Source organism: Alsobacter sp. P4_H11 (genome assembly GCF_056400925.1).
Genome location: NZ_JBFUKI010000003.1, coordinates 277,585 through 301,118 on the forward strand (window position 1 = coordinate 277,585; position 23,534 = coordinate 301,118).

Consider the following 23,534-nt stretch of genomic DNA (forward strand, 5'->3'; position numbering starts at 1 on the left):
GTCGTGGACCGGGCCCGCGACGTCGTCGCCCTTGGGGCGGCGGCTCTTCGAGCGTCGGCTACGGCGTTCTCACGGCCTCGTCGGCCACAACCCAAACTAGCGCCAACGGCTCTTCTCTGTCAAACCACAACCCGTGTTTCACAGAGTGATACGCTAGCTCCGCCCGGCCCCCTTGAGGCGGCGCTCAATGGCGGCGGCGGCGTTCTGCACACGCGCAAGATGGACAGGTTTGTTGCGCGCCACCATCTGCGGCGTGAGGCCGGCGATGCTGATCGAGCACACGATGGCGTCGTCTCGACCCCGCACCGGTACGGCGAGCGCCGACAGGCCAAGCGCCACGTCGTCCACCGCCAGCTCCCAGCCGCGCTCGCGTATTTTCGCCAACGAGGCTTCGAGCTCGGCCTTGTCGGTGATGCTCTTGGGCGTGAGGGCGGCGGCCGGCTGCCGGAGGACGCGCTCGATCTCGGCAGGCTCCTGATAGGCGAGCAGCAGCTTGGGGGCGCCGCCGCAGTTGTACGGCAGGGTGCCGCCCACCGCCCACCAGTGCACCTCGATGCCCTTCATGTCGTGGATGCGGTCGAGGCACACCACGTCGCCCTCGTCGTAGACCGACAGAAAGGCCGTGCCGTGCACGTCGCCGGCGAGTTCGGTGAGCACCGGCAGCGCGAGGCTGCGCAGGTCGAGATCGTCCGCCACGTTGGCGGCGAGGTCACGGATCGCGCGGCCGAGGCGATAATGCTGGGTGGCCGGGTCCTGGGCGATGAAGCCGCTGCTCATCAGGGTCAGCAACAAGCGGCGCGTGGTGCCCTTGTCGAGCCCGGTGGCGTTGGTGACCTCGGCCAGCGACTGCACGCTCTTGCCCGAAAACGACGACAGCACGGAGAGGGCCCGGGTGACGGCCCTGACATTCTGGGTGGGGGAGTCGGTCTCGGCCATGGATCGTCCGGCAGCTTTCGCGGTCTGCCGTAGACTAGCCATGTCACAGTATGAAATGGAAGTCGAAAGTTGACACGCGGCGGCCTGCGGTGGTTCGATCCGCCCCAAATCGGCGGGCGACGAACCGCCCCGAATGGAGGAGCGCCCGATGTCGATGACGGATCACATTCGAGCCGACGACCTGATGGCTCTGGACGCCCTGCAGCGCGCGCTGGGCGACGACCGCGTGCTCGCGGACGCCAAGACGCGCGACTACTACGCCAACGACATCTTCTGGCAGCCCGGCATTCCGCCCCTCGCGGTCGTGATGGCGCGAACCGGCGAGGACGTGGCCGAAGCCGTACGGGTCGCGGCCGAGCACGGCCTTTCGGTAGTGCCGCGCGGCGGCGGCATGTCCTACACCAAGGGCTACCTGCCCGACCGCGCCGACTCGGTGGTGATCGACACGCGCAAGCTCAACCGCATCGTCGAGGTGAACGCCGACGACCGCTACATCACGGTCGAGGCCGGATGCACGTGGGAGAGCGTCAACGCAGCGCTGGAAGGCACGGGCCTGCGCACCGGCTATTGGGGCCCGCTGTCGGGCGTCAACGCCACGGTGGGCGGCGCGCTCTCGCAGAACAGCGCGTTTTTCGGCTCGGCCCTGAACGGTACGGTGGCGGAAGCCGTGCTGGGCGTCACGGTTGTGCTCGCGGACGGGCGCGTGGCCACCACGGGATCGGGCGGCCGCAAGGGGACAAAGCCCTTCACGCGCGAGGGCGGGCCAGACCTCACCGGCCTCTTCCTGGGCGACAACGGCGCCTTCGGCGTCAAGGTCTCGGCGACGCTGCGGCTGTGGCCGCGCCCGGCCGAGGCCGGCTTCCTGTCCTTCGGCTTCGAAAGCCTCCACGCCATGGCGGCCGCGCAGGTCGAGATGGCGCGCACCCGCCTGGTGGCGGAAGGCTTCGGCATCGACCGCACCAAGGCGCAGCACTCGGCGAGCGTGAACCGCATCTCGGACGGGCTGAAGGCGCTGGGCGCGGTGGCGACGTCCGGCAAGTCGCTGCTGGAGGGCGTCAAGGCGGCCGCCGGCGTGGCGGTGGCGGGCGCGGGCTTCCTGAAGGCGCACAACTACACGCTCCACATCGTCACCGAGGCCGCCGACGCGGACAACCTGCGCAAGGGCATGGCGGCGCTGAGCGCCATCGGCCGGGCGCACGGCACCGAGATCGAGAACAGCGTGCCCAAGGTGATGCGCGCGAAGCCCTTCGGGCCAGTGCGCGGCATGCTGGGCCTCAACGGCGAGCGGTGGGTGCCGATCCACGCGGTGTTTCCGCTCGGCGACGCCCAGCGCGTGGTGGACGCCAACGAGGCGTTCTTCGCCGAGCGCCGGCCCTTCATGGAGCGCCACGGCATCGTCTACTCGGTGATGAGCATGACGGTGGGCAACGAGTTCTTTCTGGAGCCGGCTTTCTACTGGACGGATGAGATCACGCCCCTGCACGCGGCCAGCGTGGGGGCCGAGATCGTCAAGCCCTGGATGAACCGCCCGGCCAACCCGGAAACCCGCAACGCCGTCGCGGAGCTGCGCCGCGCCACGCAGGAGCTCTATGCCGGCCTCGGCGGCGTCAGCTGGCAGATCGCGCGCGACTACCCGTTCGCCGAGATCCTGAAGCCGGAAACCTGGTCGCTGCTGCAGGACGTGAAGCGCGCGCTGGACCCGCGCGGGCTGATGAACCCGGGATCGCTGGGGCTGAGGGGCGGGCAGGTGCGGTGAGGCCGCCGCCTCAGGGCCAGAGCTCGTGCCCGCCGCGCGCGATGCTGCTGACCGCGATCACGACCAGGAGCGCGATGGCGATGAGCCGGTGCGTGCGTTCGCCGCCGTGGCGGGACGCGCGATTGCCCGCGTGCACGCCGAGCACCATCACGGGCATTCCGATCACGGCCAGCACCAGGGCGCGCTTGTCGGCGAGGCCGAGCCAGAGCGCGCTGGCGAGCGCGAGCGTGGACGTCAGAAAGAAGAACACCAGCATGGAGGCGCGCGCCTGCACGCGGCTGACCGGCGAGGCGAGGTAGTAGGCCACGGCGGGCGGGCCCGGCATGGCGGCCAGGCCGCTGAAGATCCCGGCGAGCAGCCCGGCCCCGAGCGTCACCGCCTTTCCGGGCATGGCGGCCAGCGCCGCGCCGCGCGCCAGCGACACCGCGGCGATCAGCGTGATTCCGCCGATCGCGATTCGGGCGATGGAGGCCGGGGCCACGCCCAGCAGGGCCATGCCGGCCGGCGACCCGGCGAGCGCGCCGGTCAGGAGCCAGCGCAACGACGGGCGGTGGCAGTCGCGCCAGGACCGGCGCAGGTCGATGAGCCCGCCCAGCGTCTGCATGCACAGCGACATCGTGACGGCGACCAGCGGCGGCACGACCTGGCTGAGCAGCGGCACCGCCGCGATCGCGAAACCGAAGCCCGTGAAGCCGCGCAGCACCGCCGCGCCCAGCACGACGGCGATCAGGATCGCGACGACGCCGGGGCTGAGCGCAAGCCCGGCCAGAGCCCCTTCCAGATACGCCGTCACGCCATCCCTCTTTCACGCTCGGCGACCGCGCGTGAATGGGTCGCGGCGCCCGCAACCGATCGGGCCAAGCGCCCGCCGCGTCAAGCCGCGTCCAGCGCCCGGCAGCGCTGCGCGAAGGGCGCGGATGGGATGCAGTGCCGCTGACCGCTGATGGAACACCATCTCGTCATCGGGGGCAGGAGGCTTCGCTCCGCTCGCAAGCGAGGCGGTCGAGAGAAAGAGTTCAACGACAAATCCGCCAATCCGATCAAAGCTGCGTGTGGTGGGGTGGCGCGACGCAGGCGGGCGGTCGAGGATGCGGCATCCCCCTCCGGAGCATCCCGCATGCGGTTTTCCTTCTTCCTCAATCTCACCCTCGCGACGGTCGGCCTCGCGGCGGTCACGGCCACAGGCGCGAGCGCCCAGACGGCGCGCCTGCGCGGCGCAATCGTGAGCGCCAACGCGAGCGTGCTCCAGGTTCGCACCCGAGAGGGCGCCACCGTGAACGTCCAGCTCCCGCCCAACCTGACGGTCGGCCGGCGCGTGCGCGCCGAGGCCAGCCAGATCAAGCCCAACGACTTCGTCGGCGTGGCGGCCGTGCCGGCGACCGGCGAGACGCTGAAGGCCGTGGAGATCTTCATCTTCCCGGCCGCCATGCGGGGAACCAGCGAAGGCCACTTCAAGTGGGACCTGCTTCCCGAGAGCACGATGACCAACGCCACCATGACGGAAACCGTCGACACGAGCGACGGCAAGGCGATGAAGCTGACCTACAAGGGCGGCGAGAAGACCATCGCGCTGACGCCCGACACCAAGGTGTTCACCTTCGCGCAGGGCTCGGCCGAGAACCTCGTTCCGGGCCGGCAGGTGACGCTGAACGCCGAGCAGAAGGGCGACCAGGTGACCACCGCCCGCGTGACGGTGGACGATCCGTAAGACGAACGAGAGAGCAGGAGCGCGCCGGCATGTCGAAGGCCGAGTTGTATATCGATTACCTGAACGCCATCGACGTGGAGGCGCTCCAGCTCACGGACGCCGAGATCATCGACGCCGTGGAGGCGGGCCTCGCCGCCCAGGGCCGCGGCGAGACCGTGATCGAGCCGCGCATGCACCTGATGCCGAACGCGGGCGCGAACGGCCACTTTAATGTGCTGCGCGGCGCCTTCCGGGCGCCCATCGCCCGGGCCGGCGTGAAGGTGATCGGCGACTTCGTGGACAATTACCAGCAGGGGCTGCCCTCCGAGATGGGGCTGCTCCTGCTGATGGATCCGCTGAACGGCGTCCCCAAGGCCATCGTGGACGGCAGCCACCTCACCGACATGCGCACCGGCGCGGTGACGGCGATCGGGGCCAAGCATCTGGCGCGCAAGGGCTCGCGGGTGCTGGGCCACATCGGCGCGCGCGGCACGGCCTACTGGAACGTGCGGCTGCTCGATTCGCTGTTCGACTTCGACGAAATCCGCGTCCATTCACGCCGGCCCGAGAGCCGCCACGCCTTCGCGGAGCGGTTGAGCGCCGATCTCGGCAAGCGCGTCGTGGCGACGCCGGACTGGCGCTCCTGCGTGGAGGGCGCGGACATCGTCGTGGAGGCCTCGCGCCTCAACGCGCCGGAGCCGCTGCTGAAGACCGAGTGGATCAAGCCCGGCGCCTTCGTGGTCCCGTACGGCACCATGAGCGCCGTGGAGCTGTCGCTCACCGACATCATGGCGAAGCTGGTGGTGGACGACTGGGGCCAGTGCAAGGGCGGGCCGTTCGGGGCCTTGCGCCCGCATGTGGACGCCGGCAAGCTCTCGGCCGAGACGCTCCATGCCGAGATGGGCGAGATTGTCGCCGGCCGAAAGCCCGGGCGCGAGAGCGACGACGAGACCATCCTGTTCTGGCACCGCGGGCTGTCGCTGTCCGACATCGCGCTCGGGCACTTCATGCTCGAGAAGGCCGGCCGGATGGGGCTTGGCCAGCGGTTGCGCTACGCGTGAGACTGGTCGCCAACGCGCGCATGTATGCGGTGAACGCCGCCGTGGCGGCGGCGTGGACGGCGCTGTTCGGGCGCATCGCCGCCCTGGCGGGCGTCCCGCTCGAGGTGATCCCCCACGCCGCGCCGGCGCCGCTGGAGGAGCTGTGGCGGCGGCCGGACCTCGGGCTCGCCTTCATCTGCGGCTTTCCGTTCGCGACGGGCGGCTTCGGGCTCCGGCCCGTGGCCGCGCCCGTTCCGGCCAGCGGCGACGGGAGCCCGCGCTACGCCACGCGGCTGATCGTGCGGGCGGACGGGCCGATCCGGACGCTGGAAGACAGCTTCGGCGGCCGCATCGGCTGGACGGCGGAGCACTCGCAGTCGGGCTTCCAGGCGCTGCGGACGCATCTGCTGCCCTTCTGGCAGGCCGCCGGCGGCCAGCCGCTCTACGCCGCGAGCGTCGGCGGGCTCCAGACGCCGCGCCGGGTGATCGAGGCCGTGCTCTCGGGCGGGGTCGACATCGGCCCGCTCGACTCGTTTTTCCACGACCTGCTGCTTGCGCACGAGCCCGAGGCCGCCGCCCTGCTCCGGGTCGTCGGCGCTACGGCCCCGCGCCCCATGCCGCTGCTCGCAGCGTCGCCGGGCGTCAACGCCGACGATCTCGACCGGCTGCGCGGCGCGGTGCTGGGGCTCCATGATGATCCCGAAGGCCAGGCGCTGCTCGGCCGGCTTCAGCTGTCCGGCTTCGCCGCCGCCGCGGCCGCCGATTACGCCGTTCTTCGGGACGAAGCCGCAGCCGCTGACCGCGCCGGCTACGGCCGGCCCGGCTAGGCCCGCGCCGTCCCTTCCGGATGCGGGTTGTCGAGCACGCTCAGGCGCTGGATGGCGGCGAGCGAGAGGTGTCCGGCCGGCCTCCCCTCCCCGTCCAGGATGATGGCGGCGTCCCTGCCCTCGGCCAGCAGGGCCGAGAGCACGTCGCGGGCCGAGAGGGAGCCCGGCAGCCGCAAGCGACCATTGTCCCCACCGCCGTCGCCCGGCTCCGCGACGTCGATGGCGCGCAGCAGCGAGAGGCGGCGCAGCGCCCGGTCGGCGCCGACGAAATCGGCCACGAAGGCGTCCGCGGGCGCGGCCAGCAAACGCTCGGGCGCGGCGTACTGCACGAGGCGCCCATCGCGCATGATGGCGACGAGGTCGCCCATGCGGATCGCCTCGTCGATGTCGTGCGTGACCAGGATCACGGTTTTCTTCAGCCGCCGCAGGATGTCGAGGAACTCGTCCTGCAGGCGCCCGCGCACGATGGGGTCGATGGCGCCGAACGGCTCGTCCATCAGCATCACGGGCGGATCGGCCGCGAGCGCCCGGGCGACGCCGACGCGCTGGCGCTGGCCGCCCGACAGGTGGCGCGGATGGCGCGACAGGAACTGCCCGGGCTCCAGCCCCACCAGCGACAGCATCTCGGCGCTGCGCTCGCGGATCCGCGCTTCCGGCCAGCCCAACAGCCGCGGCACGGCCGCGACGTTCTCGGCGATGGTCATGTGCGGAAACAGCCCGACCTGCTGGATGACGTAGCCGATGCGCCGGCGCAGGCCCACGGGGTCCACCGTAGTGACGTCCTCGCCCTCCACGATGATGCGGCCCGCGCTGGGTTCGATCAGCCGGTTCACCATCCTCATCGTGGTGGTCTTGCCGCAGCCGGAGGGGCCGATCAGCACGCAGGTGCGGCCGGCCGGCACCTCCAGGTCCAGCGCGTCCACGGCGGGCCGGGCCGCGCCCGGAAACAGCTTGCTGACACCTTCCAGCCTGATCACGCCCTTGCGCCTTTCATCAGTCGCGAAGCCCCGTGGAGCGCGTCATCAGCCGTTCCAGCCCGGCGAAGGCGAGCTCCACCGCCAGCGCCAGCAGCGCCACCGCGAGCGCGCCGGCCACAAGCTGCGGAAAGTTGAAGTTCGCCATCCCGGAGGTGATCAGCTCGCCGAGCCCGCCGCCGCCGATAAAGGCCGCCAGCGTGGCGGCCGAGACGATCTGCACGGCAGCGGTGCGCACGCCGGCGAACACCACCGGCAGCGCCAGCGGGATCTCGATGCGGGTCATGACCTGCCGGTCCGAAAAGCCCTGCCCGCGCGCCGCGTCGACGATGTCGCGGTCCACCTCGGTCAGGCCCGTATAGGTGTTCAGCAGCAGCGCCGGCAGGCCGTACAGCGTCAGCGCCACCACGGATGGCAGGAAGCCGGTGCCGAGCACCGGCAGCATGATCACGAGCAGCGCCAGCGACGGCACCGTGCGCAGCACGTTGACGACCCCGATCGCGGCGCCCGCGAGCGCGCGGCGGCGCGTCAGCGCCAGTCCAAGCGGCAGCGCGATCACGAGCACGGCCGCGAGTGCGGCGGCCGAGAGCCATAGGTGGTTCTGCAACGCCACCGTGAAGATGCGGGGATTGTCGGCGATCCATCGGAGCATCAGCGCGCACCCGCCATCACAGGGCGTCCGCCTGCGCGGCGCGCAGCCGCATCTCGATCCGGCGCAGCGCCTCGTCGCACGCCACCGCGAGCGCCGAGGTCGCAATGGCTCCGATCACGACCTTTTCGCCGAAGTCCTGCGTGATGCCCTGGAAGATGATGTCGCCCAGCCCGCCGGCGTTGATGAAGGCCGCCACGGTGGCGACCGAGACCTGCGTGACGACCGTGATGCGAATGCCCGCCACGATCACCGGCATGGCGAGCGGCAGCTCGATGGCGAAGAGCCGGCGCATCGGGCCGTAGCCCATGCCTTGCGCTGCGTCGAGAATGTCGGGCGAGACCTGCCGCAGGCCGGTCGAAACGTTGCGGATGATGATCAGCAGCGCGTAGGCGACCAGCGCCACGATGGCGGGCCAGAAGCCGAGGCCGAGATAAGGGATCAGCAGCGCGAAGATGGCCAGCGCCGGCACGGTGTAGAGCGCGCCCGAGACCAGCAGGATGAACACCGCGAAGCCGGGGCGCCGCGCCGCCACGACGCCGAGCGGCAGGCCGAGCGCGAGCGAGATCGCCAGCCCGACGCCGACAAGCTGGATGTGCTCCCACAGGGCGACCAGCAGCCGGTCGTAGTTCTCGACCAGCCAGCTCATGCGGCGCCGCCCGCCGGAGCGAGCCGCCAGGGCAGCTCGCCGTCGAGGATGCGCAGCGCCAGAGCCTCGTATTCGCGTCCCATCGGGCGGTCGTCGTCCAGCGGCGCCACGGCGGCGCGCACGAACCCATACGCAAGAGCCGCGCCATGGCCGAGCGTGGCGCTTTCGCGCAGGTCGACCGCCTGCGCGGCGACCACGAGCTCGATCGCGACGAGACGGGCGAAGCGGCGCACGGCCGCGTGCAGCTTGTCGACGATGGCGGGCGTCATCGGGGCGTAATCCTCGACGCCGTCCGCGACCGGGATCGTGAGGGCGCCGAGCGGATGCGCGAGATGCCTGATCTCGGCTTCCAGCGCGGAGGCAGTTTTCTGCGTGGTGGCGAAGCCAGAATGCGATCCGCCATGGCGGGTGAGAAAGCGCGGTAGGCCGCTCGCGCCCGGCGACATCAACTTGGTGATGCGGGCGGCCGAGATCGCGGCGAGATGGGAGAGCGCCAGACCGGCGGCTTCCAGCGCCAGCGCGAGCTCGGTGGAATCGAAATTGACGCTGGACAGCATGGCGTCCCGCCCGGGCAGCACAACCGGGCTGTCGCCGACGCCGTTGAGTTCGGCTGCCGCGACAGCCTCCGCGGCATCGCAGGCCCGCAGCGCGCAGCCGAACACGGGGGCGAAGGAGCGAAACGAGATCGGATCCTGCACGCGCGGGGCGGTTCCGGGGTGGAACAGGGCAGAGCCATCCAGCGCGGCCCGCAGCGCCCGCACGCCAGCAGCATGGCCGTCGAGGCGGCGCATGCGGCTGAGATCGGGATCCAGCGGCGACAGGTTGGCGCGGTAGCCTTCCAGCGACAGCGCGCCGGCGAGCAGGCCAACCTCCAGAACGGTGCGAAGGTCCGCCAGCGCCAGCGTGGCGAGGCCGATGCTCTGGGCGTTGCTGTTGAGCAGCGCCAGCGCGTCCTTGGGGCCAAGCGTCACGGGCGTGAGCCCGGCCGCCGCCATGGCGTCTGCGCCCGGCAGAACGACGCCGTCATGCTCCGCCTCGCCGTCGCCGATCAGCGGCAGGAAGGCCTGCGCGAGCGGGCTCAAATCCGCCTCGCCGAGCGAGCCGATGCGGCGCACGCGCGGCGTCACGCCCTTGTTGAGCAGGGCCGCGACAGCGTCCACGAGCGGCGGCGAAATGCCGGACGCTGCCTGGCAGAGCCCGGCCAGGCGGGCGGCCAGCATGGCGCGCACTTCATCGGGCGCCATGCACTCGCCCACCCCGACCGCCCTGGCCCGGATGGCGCGGGCCTGGAAGGCCGCGATCTGGCTCGCGTACAGCCGTGTATCGACGGCGGCGCCGAGTCCCGTGGTCAGCCCGTAGACGGCGTCGCCCCGCTCCAGCGCGCGATCCACCACGGCGCGGGCCGCCGCGAGGCGCGGCCCTGCGCTCGCGTCGAGGCGCACCGGCGCGGCGCGGCGCGCGACCGCGACGATGTCGGCGAGCGCGATGGCGCTTGCGCCGAACGTCACCATGTCGTGTTCAGGTTCCGCCCCCACGGACCTGGCCCGAGGCTCAGGTCACAGGCCCTTGCTCTTCAGGAAGTTGGCCGCAACCGTGCGGGGCTCCTTCTTGTCGACCTCCACCTGCCGGTTCAGCTCCTGCATGGTGGGATTGTCGAGCGCCGCGCCGACCTTCTCGAGCACGGCCACCACCTTCTCGTTGGCGGCGATGTCCGGGCGCACCACCGGGGCGAGGTAGTAGGGCGGGAAGAGCGACTTGTCGTCCTCGAGCGCGATGAACTTCTCGGCCGCGATCTGCCAGTCCGTCGAGAAGCCGTTGGCGACGTCGACCTGCTTCTGGGTGAGCGCGTCGTAGCGCAGGCGCAGGGCGGCGAACTGCTTGAATTCCTGGAACTCGGCCCCGTAGACCTCCTTCAGGCCCTTGATGCCGTCGCGGCGATCCACGAACTCGGCGCCGGCGCCGAGCTTCAGCTTCGAGGAGGCCTTGCCGAGGTCGCTCAGGGTCTTGAGCCCATACTCCTTGGCGGTGTCGGGCCGCACCACGATCGCGTAGCCGTTGTTGATGCCGGACGGCTTCAGCCAGGTGAGGTTGAACTCCTTCTCGTAGAAGGCCTTCACCATGCCGCGGACCTTCTCGGGATCCGTCTCGGTCACGCCCTGCGCCTTCATGACGGCGTTCAGGCCGGTGCCGGTGTATTCGGGATAAAGGTCGATCGCGCCGCTCTTCAGCGCCTCGTGGGCCACCAGCGTGCCGCCGAGGTTGATCTTGCGCTCCACCTTGAAGCCCGCGCCTTCCAGGGCGGCCGCGTAGAGCTCGGCGACCACGAACTGCTCGGTGAAGTTCTTGGAGCCGATCTTGATGGTCTGGGCCGACACGGCCGACAGGGAGGAAATGACGAAGGTCGCCGCAACGGCGAGAACAGGCGCGATACGCATCGGAAAAGCCCCTCGGAGGATCATGCCGTCAGGCTATCGGTTGAAAACCGGCGCGCAAGCGTTCAATGGCGGTAGGCTCATCAACTCGCCGTCAGACGAGGCGCAGCCCCGCCGGCTCGCGGCGCTCGTCCGGCGCGTCGCGCTCGCCGCCCGCGATGGCGCGCTTCAACCGGTTCTCGATCGGCGACAGCGGGCAGACCCAGGCCTCCGAATAGGCGCAGGACGGATAGTAGCTGAAGTTGAAATCGAGGATGAGCCGCCCATCCTCGGCCGCCCCGAGATCGGCGCTCTTGATGGTGTCGAGCAGGTAGCGCCCGCCCGCAAAGGTCGTCCAGCCATTGGTGGCGTCGTTGAAGGGCAGGAAGACCCCGCCCGCATAGCCGTTGATCCAGTAGAGCGTCAGCTCCTTGCCGAGCGGCTGCTCCAGCCCCTGCGTGAGCGCGAAGGGAACGAGCGTCATCAGCCCGTCCTTGCCGGCCTCGGCCTGCAGCGTCTCGCGCCCGTCGGCAGGCTGCAACCCCACGGTGAAGCGCAGCGCGGGATCATAGGGGAAGTAGTTCACGCCTTCGAACTGGGTCCGGCGAGCCTGCGACAGCGGCGACTGCGCGTGGCTGCGGAACAGGCGGTCGCGCGTGTCGCGCCACAACGCCCAGCCCTCCTCGGGCTCCATCATGCGGATGTCGGCGTAGAGGTCGCCGACCGTGCGCCGCCAGTCGAGGAGGCTTGCGTAGAGATCCAGCTTGGCGCGTGCGTCGCCGCGCTCCCGAGTGTGTTGTTCGTCCAGCATCGACGGGTCCCCGGAGCACGGCGCAGTTCGCGCCGGTCGAGAACGCACGTCGAACGGAAAGGGTTTCATTGCGAGGCGGCGCTTCGGGCCGGGCGCATCGACGGCGAAACCGCGCCGGCGCGCTCGCGATGGTCATAGTCGTAAAGGCAGTATTAGGACCGCTCTGCTTTGTGTTGAGGCAGAGGGAATTCTGCGCAATGTTTCGCTGGCTTCGAGGCGTATCGATCAAAACCCACGCGTCCGTGGTGGTGGGCGGCGTGGCGTTGCTGGCCCTTGCGGTGGGCGGATCGGCGATCATGTCGACCTACTGGCTGATGGCCAGCGTGGCGAGCACGCGGGAGTCGGCGCACAACCTCGAAGGTTTCTACCGCGGCGTGATCGACGTGCAGGCGTTCGACCGTCGCGTGATCCGCAAGGCGGTGGACCCGGCCGCCGGGGCGGCGGTGACGGACGAGGTCAGGACCACGCGCGAAAAGCTCAACGGCACGCTGCAGTTCCTGGCCAGCATCGATCCGGCTCTGGCTCCCGAGGTTCCGGTCCTGCGGGATCGGCTCGTCCAGCACATCGCGGATGGCTCCGCGCTGGCGGATCGACCTCCGAGCGACCCGGCGGACCTTCTCCGGCGCATCGACGGCTATACGGACGACACGCGACAACTCGGCCGCATGGCGGCGGAGCTGCGCGGCCAGATCGGCGACGCGCTCGACGCATCATCGGTGGGCGCGGCGAGCTTCGCCCAGCGTCTGCGCTTCGCCACCGTGCTGGCGCTCCTGGTCACCTTGCTGCTGGCCGGGCAGCTCTACCGCTACCTGACGCGCAGCATCTCGCGGCCGATCTCGCAGCATATCGACCTCCTTCAGCGGATCGCCAGCGGCGACACCTCGGTGGGCGTCCCGGGCCTGCGGCGCCCGGACGAGATCGGCACGCTGGCGCGCGTGGTGGAGGCGCTGCGGCTCCAGACCGAACTCAAGAACGAGCTCGACGCCAAGGTGCGGGCCGGCGCGGTCGAGAAGGAGCGCCAGACCCGCATCGAGACCGCCATCCACGAATTCAGGCTCCACGTGGCCTCCGCGCTGGAGCGGATGGGGGCCTTCACGGCGAGCTTCGAGGGGCTGGCGGGCGAGCTTACGCAGGCGGCGCAAATCGTCGACCAGCACACCCGCTCGGCCGCCATGTCGGCGGCCCAGACCTCCAAGGACGTCGGCTCTATCGACCACTCGGCCAAGCAGCTCGAGCAGTCGGTGGAGAAGATCGCGACGCAGATCGGCGAGGCCAGCGGCATCGTCCGCCGCGCCACCGAGATGACCACCGTAACTCAGGGCTCGATCTCCAAGCTGGCCGCCTCCGGCGCGCGCATCGAGAGCGTGCTGGCGCTGATCCAGAGCATCGCACAGCAGACCAACCTGCTGGCGCTGAACGCCACCATCGAGGCCGCCCGCGCGGGCGAGGCCGGCCGCGGCTTCGCGGTGGTGGCCGCCGAGGTGAAGTCGCTCGCGGCCGCGACCGCCAAGGCCACGGACGGCATCACGGGCACGGTCCACGACATCGTGGGCAGCGGCGCCCAGGCCGTGCAGGCCATGGCGGAGATCGACAGCATCGTGGCCGAAATCTCCGGCGTGACCGATCAGATCGCCGGCGCCATCGAACAACAGACCGTCGCGACGGCGGAGATTGCATCCAGCATCTCGAGCGCGGCGGCGGGCGCGGGCCAGCTCGACCAGTCGCTCGCGCTCACGGCCGGCACCGCGGACGGCACCAGCGTGGCCGCGCTGCGCGTGCTCGCGGACGCGCGCGAGATGGGCCAGCTCGCCTCCGAGTTCCGGACGTCGGTGGATCGGTTCTTGCGGGAAGTGCAGGCGGCCTGAGGCCATGGCGCCCGTGCATCACACGACGTTCGCGGTGGACCTGGGCGGCACCAGCCTGCGCGCCGCGCTGGTGGGGGGCGACGGCGAAGTGGTCGCGATGGCGAGCCGGCCGCAACCCTTCGGCCCGGCCGGAAGCCCCGACGCCGATCCCGAGACGTGGTGGACGCTGCTCGCCGACGCCGCCGAGGAGCTCGAGAGCGTGGCGAGGGCGGCCTTCGCCGCCGTCACGGCGGTTGCGATCACGAGCGTGACGCGCACGCAGGTGTTCGTGGACGCCCACGGCCGGGCGCTCGGCCCCGCACTGACCTGGGCGGACGCCCGCTCGGCCGCCGACGCGGATGCGCTCCGGGCGATGCTGCCGCAGGACCACCCCGAAACCCCGCTCGTGAACGCGTTTCATCCTCTGGCGCGGCTCGCCTGGCTGCGCCGGACAGCTCCCGATCGCGCCGCCGCGGTTGCGCGCGTGCTGGAGCCGAAGGACTGGCTCAACGCCCGCCTGACCGGCCGTCTCGCGTCGGACCCCATCGCGTCGGCCAGATTGGCCGCCTGCCGCCAACCGGTCACGGGCGGCGGCTCGCTCTTCGTGGCGGCGGGCCTCGCCGATCCCACGCCCGACCTGCCGGCCCCGGCCAGCGTCGTCGGAACGGTGCAGAGCGGCCTCCCCGGCGCGCTGGGCCGGCTTGCGGGCGCGCGGGTCGTGATGATGTCGCATGACACCTGGGCGTCCGTGCTCGGCCTTGGCGCGCTGCGCCATGGCGGCGCGTATAATCTTTCGGGCACCACCGAAGTCGTCGGGGTCTTCTCGACAACGCCCGCGCAGGCGCCCGGTCTCATGAGCGTCGACTGGGGCGGCCTCACGCATCTGGGCGGCCCCGGGCAGAACGGCGCGGACGCGCTGCGCTGGGCGCTGGACCTGCTGGGCTTTGGCGACAAGGCGACCGGCCCGGCGCTGGACCGCCTTCTGGCGGGCGAGCGCTTCGCCCAGCCGCTCCTGTTCCTGCCCTATCTGCAGGGCGAGCGGACGCCCTACTGGGACCCGCTGCTCCGCGGCGCTTTCGTGGGGCTCGATCGCCGCCACACCGCGACGGACTGCGCCTGGGCGGTGCTGGAGGGCGTCGCCTTCCTGAACCGGATCGTGTTCGAGCGCGCCGAGGCGGCGCTGGGGTTCCGGCCCGCCGAGATCCGCTTCGGCGGCGGCGGCTCGGCGAGCCCCGCCTGGGCGCAGGTGAAGGCCGACGTGTGCGGGATACCGGTGGTCACCGCCGCGCATCCGGAGCCCGGCCTGCTCGGAGGCGCAATCGCGGCGGCTGCGACCGCGGCGGCTGCGACCGCGGCGGCTGCGACCGCGGCGGCTGCGACCGTGGCGGCTGCGACCGCGGCGGCGGCGGCGACCGGCGGCGAAAGCCTGGAGGCCGCGCAGGAGCGCCTCGCCGCCCCGGCGGCCGTCTACAGCCCCGACCCTGGGCGCGCGGCGCGGCTGGACGCCGGCTATGCGCTTTTCCGGCAAGCCGAAGCGGCGCTCACGCCGATCTCACACGCGCTGGCGAAGTTGGGTCCGGCGCGATAATCGGTTGAATCGCCGCCCAAACCGGCTGGCGCAGAGCGGCAGCGCCTCCTAGTGTGAGCGCTCCGCACGGTTTGGCGCTCCCAAGTTCCCCATGAAGCCCATCATCGAGAGATACGGCACGGCCCTCGCCGGCTTGGCGATGGTTCTCGCCTTTGTGGTCTTTGCGCCGAACTTCGCCACCGCCGGCAACCTGCTGAACGTCGTCAAGGACACGAGCTTCCTCGCCATCCTGGCGTTGGGCTTCGGGCTGGCGCTGACCATCGCGGAGCTCGACTTGTCGATCGCCGAGGTCGCGAGCCTGTCGGCCGTAACGGCGGGCGCCCTGATCCAGGGCAAGTACGATCCGGGCCTCGCGGTGCTGGCCGGGCTATGCGTCGGGCTCGGGCTCGGACTGCTGAATGGCTTCACCGTCACGGCGCTGCGGGTGCCGTCCCTGATCGCGACGCTCGGAACAGCCGCGATCGCGCGCGGGCTCGCCTTCATGGAAACCCAGGGCGTCGCCTTCGTGGGCCGCTGGCCGACCGCGTTCACGGGCCTGTCGCGCGGGACGACGCTGGGCGTCTCCAACCTTGTCTGGTGGCTCGTGGCCGCCACCGCGCTCACCTATGGGCTGATCAAGTGGACGCGCACCGGCGCCCGCATGGTGGCCACCGGCGAAGCCGAGGAAGCCGCGCGCCTGTCGGGCATCGCGACCGGCCGGATGAAGCTTCTCGGGCTGGCGCTGTCAGGCCTGTTCGCGGGCGTCACGGCCGTGCTGCTGGCCGCCAACGTCTCGTCGGCCGCGCCCAACATGGCGGGCGACTATTTCCTCTACGCCATCGCGGCGGTGCTGCTCGGCATGACGATGTTCGAGCCCGGCCACCCCAACGTGCCCGGCACCGTGTTCGCGGCCTTCGTGCTGAAGGCGCTCGGCAACGGCCTCGTGCTGATGGGCGCCGCCTACTACGTCCAGGACATCATGCTGGGCGTCATCATCATCGGATCGGTCGCCTTCTCGGCCAGCGTGGTCAAGCAGGCGGCGTTCAAGGTATGATTCAACGATAAAACGGAGGGGAGACGCGTCATGACCACCCTGAAATCCGCCCTGCTGGGGACGGCCGCCCTGCTGGCCAGCTCCATCGCCGCCCAGGCCTTCGAGGTCGGCGTGATCGGCTTCCAGTTCTCGTCCGAAACGCATGCACGCGTCGCCAACGCGGCCGCGGCCGCCGCCAAGGAGAAGGGCTGGACGGTGACGCTGCTGAACTCCGAAGGCGCGCTGCCCAAGCACGCCGAGCAGTTCGAGACGCTGATCACCAAGAAGGTCGACGCCATCATCGTCGCGATGGGCAAGCCGATCGAGGCGGACGCCCAGTTCAAGGCCGCCAAGGACAAGGGCATCCCGGTGATCACCGTGCAGTCGGGCGGCAGCCCACACACGCTGTTCGACATCCAGCCCAATGAGTACAAGGTCGGCGCCGAGGCGGCCATGTTCCTGCTCGGGCAGATGGGCTACCAGGGCCAGATCCTTTCCGCGCGCTTCGACGGCAACGTGGCCTCGCGCATCCGCGGCAAGGTGCTGGACGCCGTGCTGTCCGAGAACCAGGCCGTCAAGGAAATCGGCAAGTTCTCGATGGCGCGCACCCAGAGCTGGCGCGACGACGTGAAGAGCGGCATGCAGGCGCTGCTTTTGCAAAACCAGGGCAAGGTGCAGGGCATCTGGGCCTCGTTCGATGGCCAGGCCTACATCATCGACGACATCCTGCAGCAGCAGGGCGTGAAAAAGGGCCAGATCCCGCTGGTGTCCGTGGACGGGGGCCAGGAAAGCTACCGCCGCATCGCCGACCCGGACAGCACCTTCCTGGCCACGGTGACGATCCCGTTCGAGGAGATGGGCAAGGCCGCCGTAAACGCCGTGGACGCCATCGTGGTGAAGAAGCAGCCCAAGGAGAGCGTCACCAAGGGGCCGTACCTCTATGTCGACGCCGTGCTGGTCGACCAGAACAATGTGAAACAGTACCTGAAGCAGTAACGGGAGGGTGGCCCGACTGTCCCACCGCCTCGCCGTCATCCCCGGCGACCTGCGCAAGCAGGTCGGGAAGGGGATCCAGAGGTGTGCGCCTTTGCTCTGGATCCCCTTCCCGGCGCTTCGCGCCGCCGGGGATGACAGGAGGGTGTGATGCAGTCGTCTAGCCGCCCGCCGTCATTGCGAGCCGGAGGCGAAGCAATCCAGCCTAACGGCCGGGCATCTAGACTGGATTGCTTCGCTGGCGCTCGCGATGACGGGAGGGTGGCCCCGCCTCTCCACCGCCTCGCCGTCATTGCGAGCCAGAGGCGAAGCAATCCAGTCTAACGGCCGGGCATCTGGACTGAATTGCTTCGCTGGCGCTCGCAATGACAGCGAGGGTGGTCAAGCTGTGCGGCTTACGAATGGACGAGACCCGATGACCGACACGACAGCCCCCATCCTCAGCCTGCGCGGCGTGTCGAAGTCTTATGGCGGCGTTCAGGCCGTGTGCGACATCGACCTCGACCTCCATCGCGGCGACGTGCTGGCGATCTGCGGGGACAATGGCGCGGGCAAGTCGTCGCTGATCAAGATCATCTCGGGCGCGCAGCCGCCCAGCAGCGGGACCATGACCCTGCGCGGCGAGCCGGTGCGGTTCGGGTCGCCGCACGACGCGCTGCAGAAGGGCGTGGCGACGATCTACCAGGACCTCGCGCTGGCGCCGCGGCTCTCCATCGCCGAGAACGTGTTCATGGGCGCGGAGCTGACGCGGCGCATCGGGCCGATCCAGCTCCTCGACAAGGCGCGCATGCGCTCGGAGGCGCGGCGCTACCTGTCGCGGCTGTCGGTGGACATCCCGGACACGCGCCGGCCGGTGCAGCGGCTGTCGGGCGGCCAGCGGCAGGCGGTCGCGATCTCGCGGGCGCTGCGCTGGGACGCCGAGATCATCATCATGGACGAGCCCACGGCGGCGCTGGGCGTGCGCGAAACCGCGCAGGTGCTGCAGCTCGTGCGCTCGCTGAAGGAGGACGGCCGCACCGTGATCCTGATCAGCCACAACATGCGCGACGTGGTCGCGCTGGCGTCCCGCGTCGTGGTGCTCAGCCGGGGCCGCAAGGTGGTGGACCGCCCGATCGACGGGCTGGAGCCGGACGATCTCAGCCACATGATCATGAACGGCGCGGAACGCGTCGCGGCGGCGTGATGACGGCGATCATCATCGACACCGATCCGGGGCAGGACGACGCGGTCGCGATCCTGCTGGCGCTGGCAGAGCGCGAGCGGCTCGATCTGAGGATGATCGGGGCCGTGGCCGGCAACGTGCCGGTGCGGCAAGCGGCTTTGAACGTGCTGAGGGTCTGCGACCTCGCCGGGCGACCGGACGTGCCCGTGCATGCCGGGGCGGCCGCGCCGCTGCTGTTTCCGCTCGAGACGGCCGAGTTCGTGTGCGGGCCGGACGGGCTCGCGGGGGCGGAGCTGCCCGAGACAACGCGCGCGCCGACGACCGGCCACGCGGTGGAGGCCATGATCGCGGCCCTGCGCGCCGCCCCGCCCGCCAGCGTCACCCTGTGCGCGCTGGGGCCGCTCACCAATCTGGCGCTGGCGTTCCGGCTGGCGCCGGACGCGCTGGCGGCCGTGAAGCGCATCGTCCTGATGGGCGGCGCGCTCGGGCTCGGCAACATGACGCCGGCGGCCGAGTTCAACGCCTATGTGGACCCGCACGCCGCCGCGGTGGTGTTCGGCGCGGGCCTGCCGATCGTGATGTTCAACCTCCACGCCACGCACCAGGCCGTGCCGTCCACCGCCGATCTCGACGCGATCCGGGCCGTCGGCAACGCCGCCTCGCGCGCCGTGCTCGGCATGATGACGCGCCCGCGCGCCGGTGGGCTCGGCACCGCCGGCCACCCGATGCACGACCCGCTGGTGATCGCCTGGCTGCTCTGGCCGGAGTTGTTCGAGGGACGCGACTGTTTCGTGGAGGTCGAGACCTCGGCGGGCCCGCTGCGCGGGCGCACCACCATCGACTGGAACAACCGCCTGAAACGCCCGCCCAACGCCTTCGTGGTGGACCACGTCGACGCACGCGGGTTCTTCGCCCGACTGGCGGGCTCTCTGGCGAAGCTTTGAGAAGGGCATTCGCGGGGACGCGAAAGCGCCGCAGCCGCAATGCGCCCCCTCTCCCCGGGACGGGGAGAGGGCTGGGGTGAGGGTGATCGGGCAGCTCCCCTCATCCGACCTCGCTTTGCTCGGCCACCTTCTCCCCGTGCCGGGGAGAAGGGTTCGCCCGGCGCCCCGGTCTCGTGTCAACCGAAGAAGGATTTCACATGCCCGATCTCATCGACGACCTGCAGGGCGAGGCGGAGGAGGCCATTGCGGCCATGCGGGAAGCCGCGCTCCATGCGCGGGCCTTGCATGCGCGGGCCGAGCTGCTCCGCCACATGCGGACGACCGCCGCGAAGGTGGCCGGGCGCGACCGGGACGAGGCGGTTGCGTTCGTGGTGCGCGAGTGGATGGCCGCCTGGGCGATGGACGACGCGACCGCGCCCGAGATCCGGCGCGACATGGAATGGTTCACGCGCGCGATCTGCGCGGCCGGGGACGAACCCGGCCCGTCAACCGACGCCGAACTGCGCGCCTCGCTGGCCGCGCTGGAGGCCGCCTGCGACCGCGTGGACGTGAGCCTCGCCGACCAGATGGCCTGGCGCTCGGAATGCGCGCATGGCTGGTGGGAGCTGGTGCGCCCGACGCCGGCCGACCTGCCCGGCCGCAAACCCCGGCCGAGCGTGCCGGCGCACCGGGCCGGGACGCCGTTCTGGGACGCCGGCTGCGCGCCTCACTGCAGGGGCTAGGCCCCGGGCGGGCTACTTCTTCGGCTGTGCGCCCGATTCCGAGTTGACCTGGCCATGGAGGCTGGTGGAGCCGCCCGCCCCGCCCTGGCTGGCGGCCGGCATGTTGGCCTCCGAGCTCTTGCCGGACTGCCCGGCGGGATCTTGAGCCTGCGCGCCGCCCACCTTGTTCTGCAGCTCCTGCGAGGCCTGCGAGGGCTGGCCGTGGCTGTTGACGCCCTGCGTCTGCGAGCCCGCGCCCATGTTGAGGCTGCCGCCCGACTGCGTGGGCGAGGACCCGGGCGCGTTGCCGGACGACCCGGTGGTGGGCTGGCCGGTGCTGGACGTCCCCATGTTGGTTTGGGCGACGACCGGGCCGGACGCCAGCAGGGCGGCGTAAAGCAAGACGAGCAGCGGCCTCATGAAACATCCTTTTTCGACGCGATGAAGATTTCCAACGTCGCCCCGGTGAGGATGTTCCGGCCGACGCCGGAGGGTGCGGGATCAGGCCAGCACGCCCGCAAGGCGCAGCAGAACACCCGCGGCCGCGCAGGCCGCCAGCGTCGGCAACATGCCGACCTTGAAGCGGAACATGGCCAGGCTCGCGGCCAGGGCCAGCGCCAGCGACCACGGGTCGACGCTGGCCAGCACCGGCCGGTCGAATTCGAGGCCGTAGGAGTCGAACCGGGCGACCTCGCGGAACAGCGTGTGGACGCCGAACCAGATCGCGAGGTTCAGGATGACGCCGACCACCGCGGCCGTGATCGCCGACAGCGCGCCCGCGAGCGCCTTCTGGCCGCGCAGGACCTCGATGAAAGGCGCTCCGAGGAAGATCCACAGGAAGCAGGGCGCGAAGGTGACCCAGGTGGCGAGCAGCCCGCCCAGAGCGCCGGCGAGCATGGGGCTGAGCCCGCCCGGCTCGCGGAACGCCGCCATGAAGCCCACGAACTGGAGCACCATGATCAGCGGGCCCGGCGTCGTTTCGGCCATGCCGAGGCCGTCCAGCATCTCGCCCGGCCGCAGCCAGCCGAGCGTCTCGACGGCTTGCTGCGCCACATAGGCGAGCACCGCATAGGCGCCGCCGAACGTCACCATGGCCATCTTGGAGAAGAACAGCGCAATCTGGCCGAAGACGTCGCCCGGGCCGAGCGTCAACAGAATGGCCGCGACCGGCGCCAGCCACAGCGCGCCCGCGATTGCGGCGGTGCGCAAGGACGAGGAACGGCTCGGCGCCGGCGGCCCTGAGCCGTCGTCGGCCAGCAGGTAGGCGACATGAGAGCCGTCGGCCTCCTTCTTGGGGCCGTGGCCGCCGCCGACCGCGAAGGCCGGAAGGCCCGCGCGCCCGCCCGCATAGCCGATCAGCGCCGCCGCGAGGACGATCAGCGGAAACGGCGCGCCGAAAAAGAAGATGGCCACGAAGGCGACCGCCGCGATGGCGACCATGACGCGGTTCTTGAGCGCCTTGGAGCCGACCCGCAACACGGCCTGGAGCACCACCGCGAGCACGGCGGCCTTGAGGCCAAAGAACAGCGCCGCCACCAGGCCGCCGCCGCCATAGGCCGCGTAGACGACGCTCAGCCCCATGATGGCGAGGACGCCGGGCAGGATGAACAGGCCGCCGGCCAGCACGCCGCCCCAGGCGCCGTGCATCAGCCAGCCCACATAGGTGGCGAGCTGCTGCGCCTCGGGGCCGGGCAGGAGCATGCAGTAGTTCAAGGCATGCAGGAACCGGTTGTCCGAGATCCAGCGCTTCTCGTCGACCAGGATGCGGTGCATCACGGCGATCTGCCCGGCCGGCCCGCCAAACGACAGCGCCGCGATGCGGGCCCAGACCGGGACCGCTTCGCGCAAGGTGGGGTGAGCGGGGCGCAGCCGGGCGGGCGCGTCGAGGATCGCGGTCATGTCAGGCGCCCTGGCGGTTCGACGGCCAGTTGTGGGTCTCGTCGGTCGCATCCCGACACCACCGATAGAAGGCATCGTAGAGCGTCATGCCGGCGTCCAGTTGCGCAAGGTCGTCGGCGAACATGCGCGACAGGCCGAGCGACGCGGCCAGCAGGCCGGGCGCTTCCGGCGCCAGCTCGGGGCGCGCCGTATCGGCGGCGCGAACGATCAGCGCGAGCTGGCGCAACGCCGGGGTGCCGAGCCCGAACTCCTCGACCATGACGTCGAAACTGCAAAGCTCGCCGCGGTGGCTCCAGAACACGCCTTCCACGTCGAACGGGGTTGCGCCAAAACGGTCAGCGACTCCGAGCACCTCGGAGGGCTTCACGAACAGGAACGCCGCCCGGGGGTCGACGAAGCGCCGGATCAGCCAGGGGCAGGCGATGCGGTCGATCTTGGGGCGCTCGCGCGTCACCCACACGGTGCGGCCCTGCCCGTCGCGGGCGGGCAACCTGGCGGCCGGAACCGCCGGCATGCCGGCCCGGAACCACGCGTCGCTGCCGCCGTCGAGGCTGTCGGCGTTTGCGCCGCCCTGACGCAACCAGGCCGCGACGCCGTGGCTGAGCTTCAGGCCCTTCTGGCAAACGACCACCACCGGGCGGCCGGCGTATTCGGCCGCCCATGAGGCGACGTCGCCATGCGGGCGACGCTCGGACGAGGGGACGAGCCGCGGCTCGGCGCCGAAGTCCTCGTCCGTGCGGACGTCGATTATGGCGGGGGAGTTCGGCGTGCCGATCAGGCGCGCGAGTTTATCGACCGAGATGGCGTTGATGGAGGGCATGGCGCGTCCCCGGATTGTTGACCTGGACGCGATGCTTCGGCCGGAGCCTCGTGGGGAGATCGCAGTCCCCAAGCCCCGAAGAGAGCGCATTCGCACTCCTGGTGTCAAGCATCGGCCCGGTCCATCAAGCCGCCCCGGCAGGACGAAGCAGCCGCAAGCCGCATTTGCACGCCGGTGAATCGGAACAGCTCGGGGGGTTGTCCGTTTCCAAGCTCCAGACATGGAGGCGAAACATGGCAGATGACAACACTCGATCGGGCGAAGGCGCCCTTGGCAACGTGACGGATATCGCCAGCAAGGCGGCCGATACGGCGCGGCAGAAAATCAGCGACGCCAGCGAGGCGGTGCAGAACATGTCGGCGCAGGACGCGACCCGCATGGCCAAGCAGGGCGGCGAATACGCCTATGACACCATCACGTCCCACCCCTTCGCGACGGCGGCGATCGGCGGGTTGATCGCGTATGCGCTGTTCGGCTCGCGCCGCAGCGACGACTACGGCCTGGACCGGGGTTATCGCCGGGCGCGCAGCATGGCGAACGACTACGCCGATACGGCCCGCGGCCGGTTCGGCGACTATGCGGGCGAGGCCCGCAGCTATGCGGACCAGGCCCGCAGCACGCTCAGCGACTACGATCTGGGCGCCGCTTACGACATGGGCCGCGACTATGCTCAGCGCCTCGGCGGGCAGGCCAGCCGCGAACCGCTCGCGACGGCCGTCGGCATCGGCCTCGTGGCCTGGATGCTGAGCTCGTTCATTCGCAAGTAATCCACGTGGGAGGCGAGCCATCCGGCTCGTCTCCCCGTCGTGGCGCGCCGCGCGGGTGCGCCAG

General features: G+C 70.7%; 23 protein-coding genes. 12 read left to right on the forward strand and 11 right to left on the reverse strand.

The genetic code is table 11. From position 1 onward, the window contains the following. Positions 1–153: 153 nt before the first annotated feature. Positions 154–936 carry an IclR family transcriptional regulator gene (locus AC1DSZ_RS07020; RefSeq protein ID WP_476837652.1) on the reverse strand — a complete coding sequence of 261 codons (783 nt, stop codon included), beginning with the start codon at positions 934–936 and terminating at the stop codon, positions 154–156. A 148-nt stretch (positions 937–1,084) separates the two neighbouring features. Here AC1DSZ_RS07020 and AC1DSZ_RS07025 point away from each other — a divergent pair, with 148 nt between their 5' ends. Beyond that, complete coding sequence (locus AC1DSZ_RS07025; protein WP_476837653.1) at positions 1,085–2,692, forward strand: FAD-binding oxidoreductase; 1,608 nt, start codon at positions 1,085–1,087, stop codon at positions 2,690–2,692. 10 nt (positions 2,693–2,702) lie between these two features. Here AC1DSZ_RS07025 and AC1DSZ_RS07030 read toward each other — a convergent pair whose 3' ends face one another. Further along, positions 2,703–3,485, reverse strand: coding sequence for a sulfite exporter TauE/SafE family protein (locus AC1DSZ_RS07030; protein WP_476837654.1), 783 nt, complete (start codon positions 3,483–3,485; stop codon positions 2,703–2,705). Positions 3,486–3,809: 324 nt separating this feature from the next. On the opposite strand from AC1DSZ_RS07030, the gene AC1DSZ_RS07035 reads away from it, so the two are divergent. From AC1DSZ_RS07035 to AC1DSZ_RS07045, 3 genes are read left to right on the forward strand one after another with little or no spacing between them, the layout of a single operon-like run. Further along, the gene (locus AC1DSZ_RS07035; protein ID WP_476837655.1) at positions 3,810–4,400 is read left to right on the forward strand and encodes a hypothetical protein; all 591 of its coding nucleotides are present in this window, start codon (positions 3,810–3,812) and stop codon (positions 4,398–4,400) included. Between the two features lie 29 nt (positions 4,401–4,429). Continuing rightward, positions 4,430–5,440 (forward strand): ornithine cyclodeaminase family protein, encoded by a 1,011-nt coding sequence (locus AC1DSZ_RS07040; RefSeq protein WP_476837656.1) that lies wholly within the window; start codon positions 4,430–4,432, stop codon positions 5,438–5,440. Beyond that, on the forward strand, positions 5,437–6,246 hold the full coding sequence (locus AC1DSZ_RS07045; protein WP_476837657.1) for a phosphate/phosphite/phosphonate ABC transporter substrate-binding protein: 810 nt from the start codon (positions 5,437–5,439) through the stop codon (positions 6,244–6,246). Before AC1DSZ_RS07040 ends, AC1DSZ_RS07045 begins: the two co-directional genes overlap by 4 nt. On the opposite strand, the gene AC1DSZ_RS07050 is transcribed toward AC1DSZ_RS07045, so the two are convergent. The 6 genes from AC1DSZ_RS07050 to AC1DSZ_RS07075 form a co-directional block, all read right to left on the reverse strand. After that, positions 6,243–7,223 (reverse strand): ABC transporter ATP-binding protein, encoded by a 981-nt coding sequence (locus tag AC1DSZ_RS07050; RefSeq protein ID WP_476837658.1) that lies wholly within the window; start codon positions 7,221–7,223, stop codon positions 6,243–6,245. The genes AC1DSZ_RS07045 and AC1DSZ_RS07050 overlap by 4 nt on opposite strands. Before the next feature lie 16 nt (positions 7,224–7,239). Next, a complete protein-coding gene (locus tag AC1DSZ_RS07055) occupies positions 7,240–7,872 on the reverse strand; it encodes an ABC transporter permease (RefSeq protein WP_476837659.1) in 633 nt (210 codons plus the stop codon). 16 nt (positions 7,873–7,888) lie between these two features. Then, positions 7,889–8,518 carry an ABC transporter permease gene (locus AC1DSZ_RS07060; RefSeq protein WP_476837660.1) on the reverse strand — a complete coding sequence of 210 codons (630 nt, stop codon included), beginning with the start codon at positions 8,516–8,518 and terminating at the stop codon, positions 7,889–7,891. Next, positions 8,515–10,029, reverse strand: a complete 1,515-nt coding sequence (locus AC1DSZ_RS07065) for an HAL/PAL/TAL family ammonia-lyase (RefSeq protein ID WP_476837661.1) — start codon at positions 10,027–10,029, stop codon at positions 8,515–8,517. The genes AC1DSZ_RS07060 and AC1DSZ_RS07065 overlap by 4 nt, the downstream gene beginning before the upstream one ends. A 45-nt stretch (positions 10,030–10,074) precedes the next feature. Continuing rightward, positions 10,075–10,953: a glycine betaine ABC transporter substrate-binding protein gene (locus AC1DSZ_RS07070; RefSeq protein ID WP_476837662.1), complete on the reverse strand. Its 879-nt coding sequence runs from the start codon at positions 10,951–10,953 to the stop codon at positions 10,075–10,077. A gap of 91 nt (positions 10,954–11,044) precedes the next feature. Continuing rightward, positions 11,045–11,740: a DUF1684 domain-containing protein gene (locus AC1DSZ_RS07075; RefSeq protein WP_476837663.1), complete on the reverse strand. Its 696-nt coding sequence runs from the start codon at positions 11,738–11,740 to the stop codon at positions 11,045–11,047. A 197-nt stretch (positions 11,741–11,937) separates the two neighbouring features. On the opposite strand from AC1DSZ_RS07075, the gene AC1DSZ_RS07080 reads away from it, so the two are divergent. The 7 genes from AC1DSZ_RS07080 (at position 11,938) to AC1DSZ_RS07110 (ending at position 20,005) form a co-directional block, all read left to right on the forward strand. After that, the gene (locus AC1DSZ_RS07080) at positions 11,938–13,605 is read left to right on the forward strand and encodes a methyl-accepting chemotaxis protein (RefSeq protein ID WP_476837664.1); all 1,668 of its coding nucleotides are present in this window, start codon (positions 11,938–11,940) and stop codon (positions 13,603–13,605) included. 4 nt (positions 13,606–13,609) lie between these two features. Beyond that, complete coding sequence (locus tag AC1DSZ_RS07085) at positions 13,610–15,172, forward strand: xylulokinase (RefSeq protein WP_476837665.1); 1,563 nt, start codon at positions 13,610–13,612, stop codon at positions 15,170–15,172. 91 nt (positions 15,173–15,263) lie between these two features. Beyond that, a complete protein-coding gene (locus AC1DSZ_RS07090; protein WP_476837666.1) occupies positions 15,264–16,205 on the forward strand; it encodes an ABC transporter permease in 942 nt (313 codons plus the stop codon). 30 nt (positions 16,206–16,235) lie between these two features. After that, the gene (locus tag AC1DSZ_RS07095; RefSeq protein ID WP_476837667.1) at positions 16,236–17,180 is read left to right on the forward strand and encodes a sugar ABC transporter substrate-binding protein; all 945 of its coding nucleotides are present in this window, start codon (positions 16,236–16,238) and stop codon (positions 17,178–17,180) included. 412 nt (positions 17,181–17,592) lie between these two features. Next, complete coding sequence (locus AC1DSZ_RS07100) at positions 17,593–18,360, forward strand: ATP-binding cassette domain-containing protein (RefSeq protein ID WP_476837668.1); 768 nt, start codon at positions 17,593–17,595, stop codon at positions 18,358–18,360. Continuing rightward, complete coding sequence (locus AC1DSZ_RS07105) at positions 18,360–19,283, forward strand: nucleoside hydrolase (protein WP_476837669.1); 924 nt, start codon at positions 18,360–18,362, stop codon at positions 19,281–19,283. The genes AC1DSZ_RS07100 and AC1DSZ_RS07105 overlap by 1 nt, the downstream gene beginning before the upstream one ends. 197 nt (positions 19,284–19,480) lie before the next feature. Beyond that, positions 19,481–20,005: a hypothetical protein gene (locus tag AC1DSZ_RS07110; RefSeq protein WP_476837670.1), complete on the forward strand. Its 525-nt coding sequence runs from the start codon at positions 19,481–19,483 to the stop codon at positions 20,003–20,005. Positions 20,006–20,017: 12 nt separating this feature from the next. On the opposite strand, the gene AC1DSZ_RS07115 is transcribed toward AC1DSZ_RS07110, so the two are convergent. From AC1DSZ_RS07115 to AC1DSZ_RS07125, 3 genes are all read right to left on the reverse strand, one after another. Then, positions 20,018–20,404 (reverse strand): hypothetical protein, encoded by a 387-nt coding sequence (locus tag AC1DSZ_RS07115; protein ID WP_476837671.1) that lies wholly within the window; start codon positions 20,402–20,404, stop codon positions 20,018–20,020. A gap of 81 nt (positions 20,405–20,485) precedes the next feature. Beyond that, positions 20,486–21,883: a chromate efflux transporter gene (chrA, locus tag AC1DSZ_RS07120; RefSeq protein WP_476837672.1), complete on the reverse strand. Its 1,398-nt coding sequence runs from the start codon at positions 21,881–21,883 to the stop codon at positions 20,486–20,488. A gap of 1 nt (position 21,884) precedes the next feature. After that, positions 21,885–22,703 carry a chromate resistance protein ChrB domain-containing protein gene (locus AC1DSZ_RS07125; RefSeq protein WP_476837673.1) on the reverse strand — a complete coding sequence of 273 codons (819 nt, stop codon included), beginning with the start codon at positions 22,701–22,703 and terminating at the stop codon, positions 21,885–21,887. 233 nt (positions 22,704–22,936) lie between these two features. Between AC1DSZ_RS07125 and AC1DSZ_RS07130 the strand changes: the two genes are divergently transcribed. Further along, positions 22,937–23,470: a hypothetical protein gene (locus tag AC1DSZ_RS07130; RefSeq protein WP_476837674.1), complete on the forward strand. Its 534-nt coding sequence runs from the start codon at positions 22,937–22,939 to the stop codon at positions 23,468–23,470. The last annotated feature ends 64 nt before the right edge of the window (positions 23,471–23,534 follow it).

What these genes read in the sequence shown, in the direction of transcription:
- AC1DSZ_RS07020 (WP_476837652.1), bottom strand. Translation starts at nt 936, where the DNA reads ATGGCCGAGACCGACTCCCCCACCCAGAATGTCAGGGCCGTCACCCGG.
- AC1DSZ_RS07025 (WP_476837653.1), top strand. Translation starts at nt 1,085, where the DNA reads ATGTCGATGACGGATCACATTCGAGCCGACGACCTGATGGCTCTGGAC.
- AC1DSZ_RS07035 (WP_476837655.1), top strand. Translation starts at nt 3,810, where the DNA reads ATGCGGTTTTCCTTCTTCCTCAATCTCACCCTCGCGACGGTCGGCCTC.
- AC1DSZ_RS07040 (WP_476837656.1), top strand. Translation starts at nt 4,430, where the DNA reads ATGTCGAAGGCCGAGTTGTATATCGATTACCTGAACGCCATCGACGTG.
- AC1DSZ_RS07055 (WP_476837659.1), bottom strand. Translation starts at nt 7,872, where the DNA reads ATGCTCCGATGGATCGCCGACAATCCCCGCATCTTCACGGTGGCGTTG.
- AC1DSZ_RS07060 (WP_476837660.1), bottom strand. Translation starts at nt 8,518, where the DNA reads ATGAGCTGGCTGGTCGAGAACTACGACCGGCTGCTGGTCGCCCTGTGG.
- AC1DSZ_RS07065 (WP_476837661.1), bottom strand. Translation starts at nt 10,029, where the DNA reads ATGGTGACGTTCGGCGCAAGCGCCATCGCGCTCGCCGACATCGTCGCG.
- AC1DSZ_RS07070 (WP_476837662.1), bottom strand. Translation starts at nt 10,953, where the DNA reads ATGCGTATCGCGCCTGTTCTCGCCGTTGCGGCGACCTTCGTCATTTCC.
- AC1DSZ_RS07075 (WP_476837663.1), bottom strand. Translation starts at nt 11,740, where the DNA reads ATGCTGGACGAACAACACACTCGGGAGCGCGGCGACGCACGCGCCAAG.
- AC1DSZ_RS07080 (WP_476837664.1), top strand. Translation starts at nt 11,938, where the DNA reads ATGTTTCGCTGGCTTCGAGGCGTATCGATCAAAACCCACGCGTCCGTG.
- AC1DSZ_RS07085 (WP_476837665.1), top strand. Translation starts at nt 13,610, where the DNA reads ATGGCGCCCGTGCATCACACGACGTTCGCGGTGGACCTGGGCGGCACC.
- AC1DSZ_RS07090 (WP_476837666.1), top strand. Translation starts at nt 15,264, where the DNA reads ATGAAGCCCATCATCGAGAGATACGGCACGGCCCTCGCCGGCTTGGCG.
- AC1DSZ_RS07095 (WP_476837667.1), top strand. Translation starts at nt 16,236, where the DNA reads ATGACCACCCTGAAATCCGCCCTGCTGGGGACGGCCGCCCTGCTGGCC.
- AC1DSZ_RS07100 (WP_476837668.1), top strand. Translation starts at nt 17,593, where the DNA reads ATGACCGACACGACAGCCCCCATCCTCAGCCTGCGCGGCGTGTCGAAG.
- AC1DSZ_RS07105 (WP_476837669.1), top strand. Translation starts at nt 18,360, where the DNA reads ATGACGGCGATCATCATCGACACCGATCCGGGGCAGGACGACGCGGTC.
- AC1DSZ_RS07110 (WP_476837670.1), top strand. Translation starts at nt 19,481, where the DNA reads ATGCCCGATCTCATCGACGACCTGCAGGGCGAGGCGGAGGAGGCCATT.
- AC1DSZ_RS07115 (WP_476837671.1), bottom strand. Translation starts at nt 20,404, where the DNA reads ATGAGGCCGCTGCTCGTCTTGCTTTACGCCGCCCTGCTGGCGTCCGGC.
- chrA (WP_476837672.1), bottom strand. Translation starts at nt 21,883, where the DNA reads ATGACCGCGATCCTCGACGCGCCCGCCCGGCTGCGCCCCGCTCACCCC.
- AC1DSZ_RS07125 (WP_476837673.1), bottom strand. Translation starts at nt 22,703, where the DNA reads ATGCCCTCCATCAACGCCATCTCGGTCGATAAACTCGCGCGCCTGATC.
- AC1DSZ_RS07130 (WP_476837674.1), top strand. Translation starts at nt 22,937, where the DNA reads ATGGCAGATGACAACACTCGATCGGGCGAAGGCGCCCTTGGCAACGTG.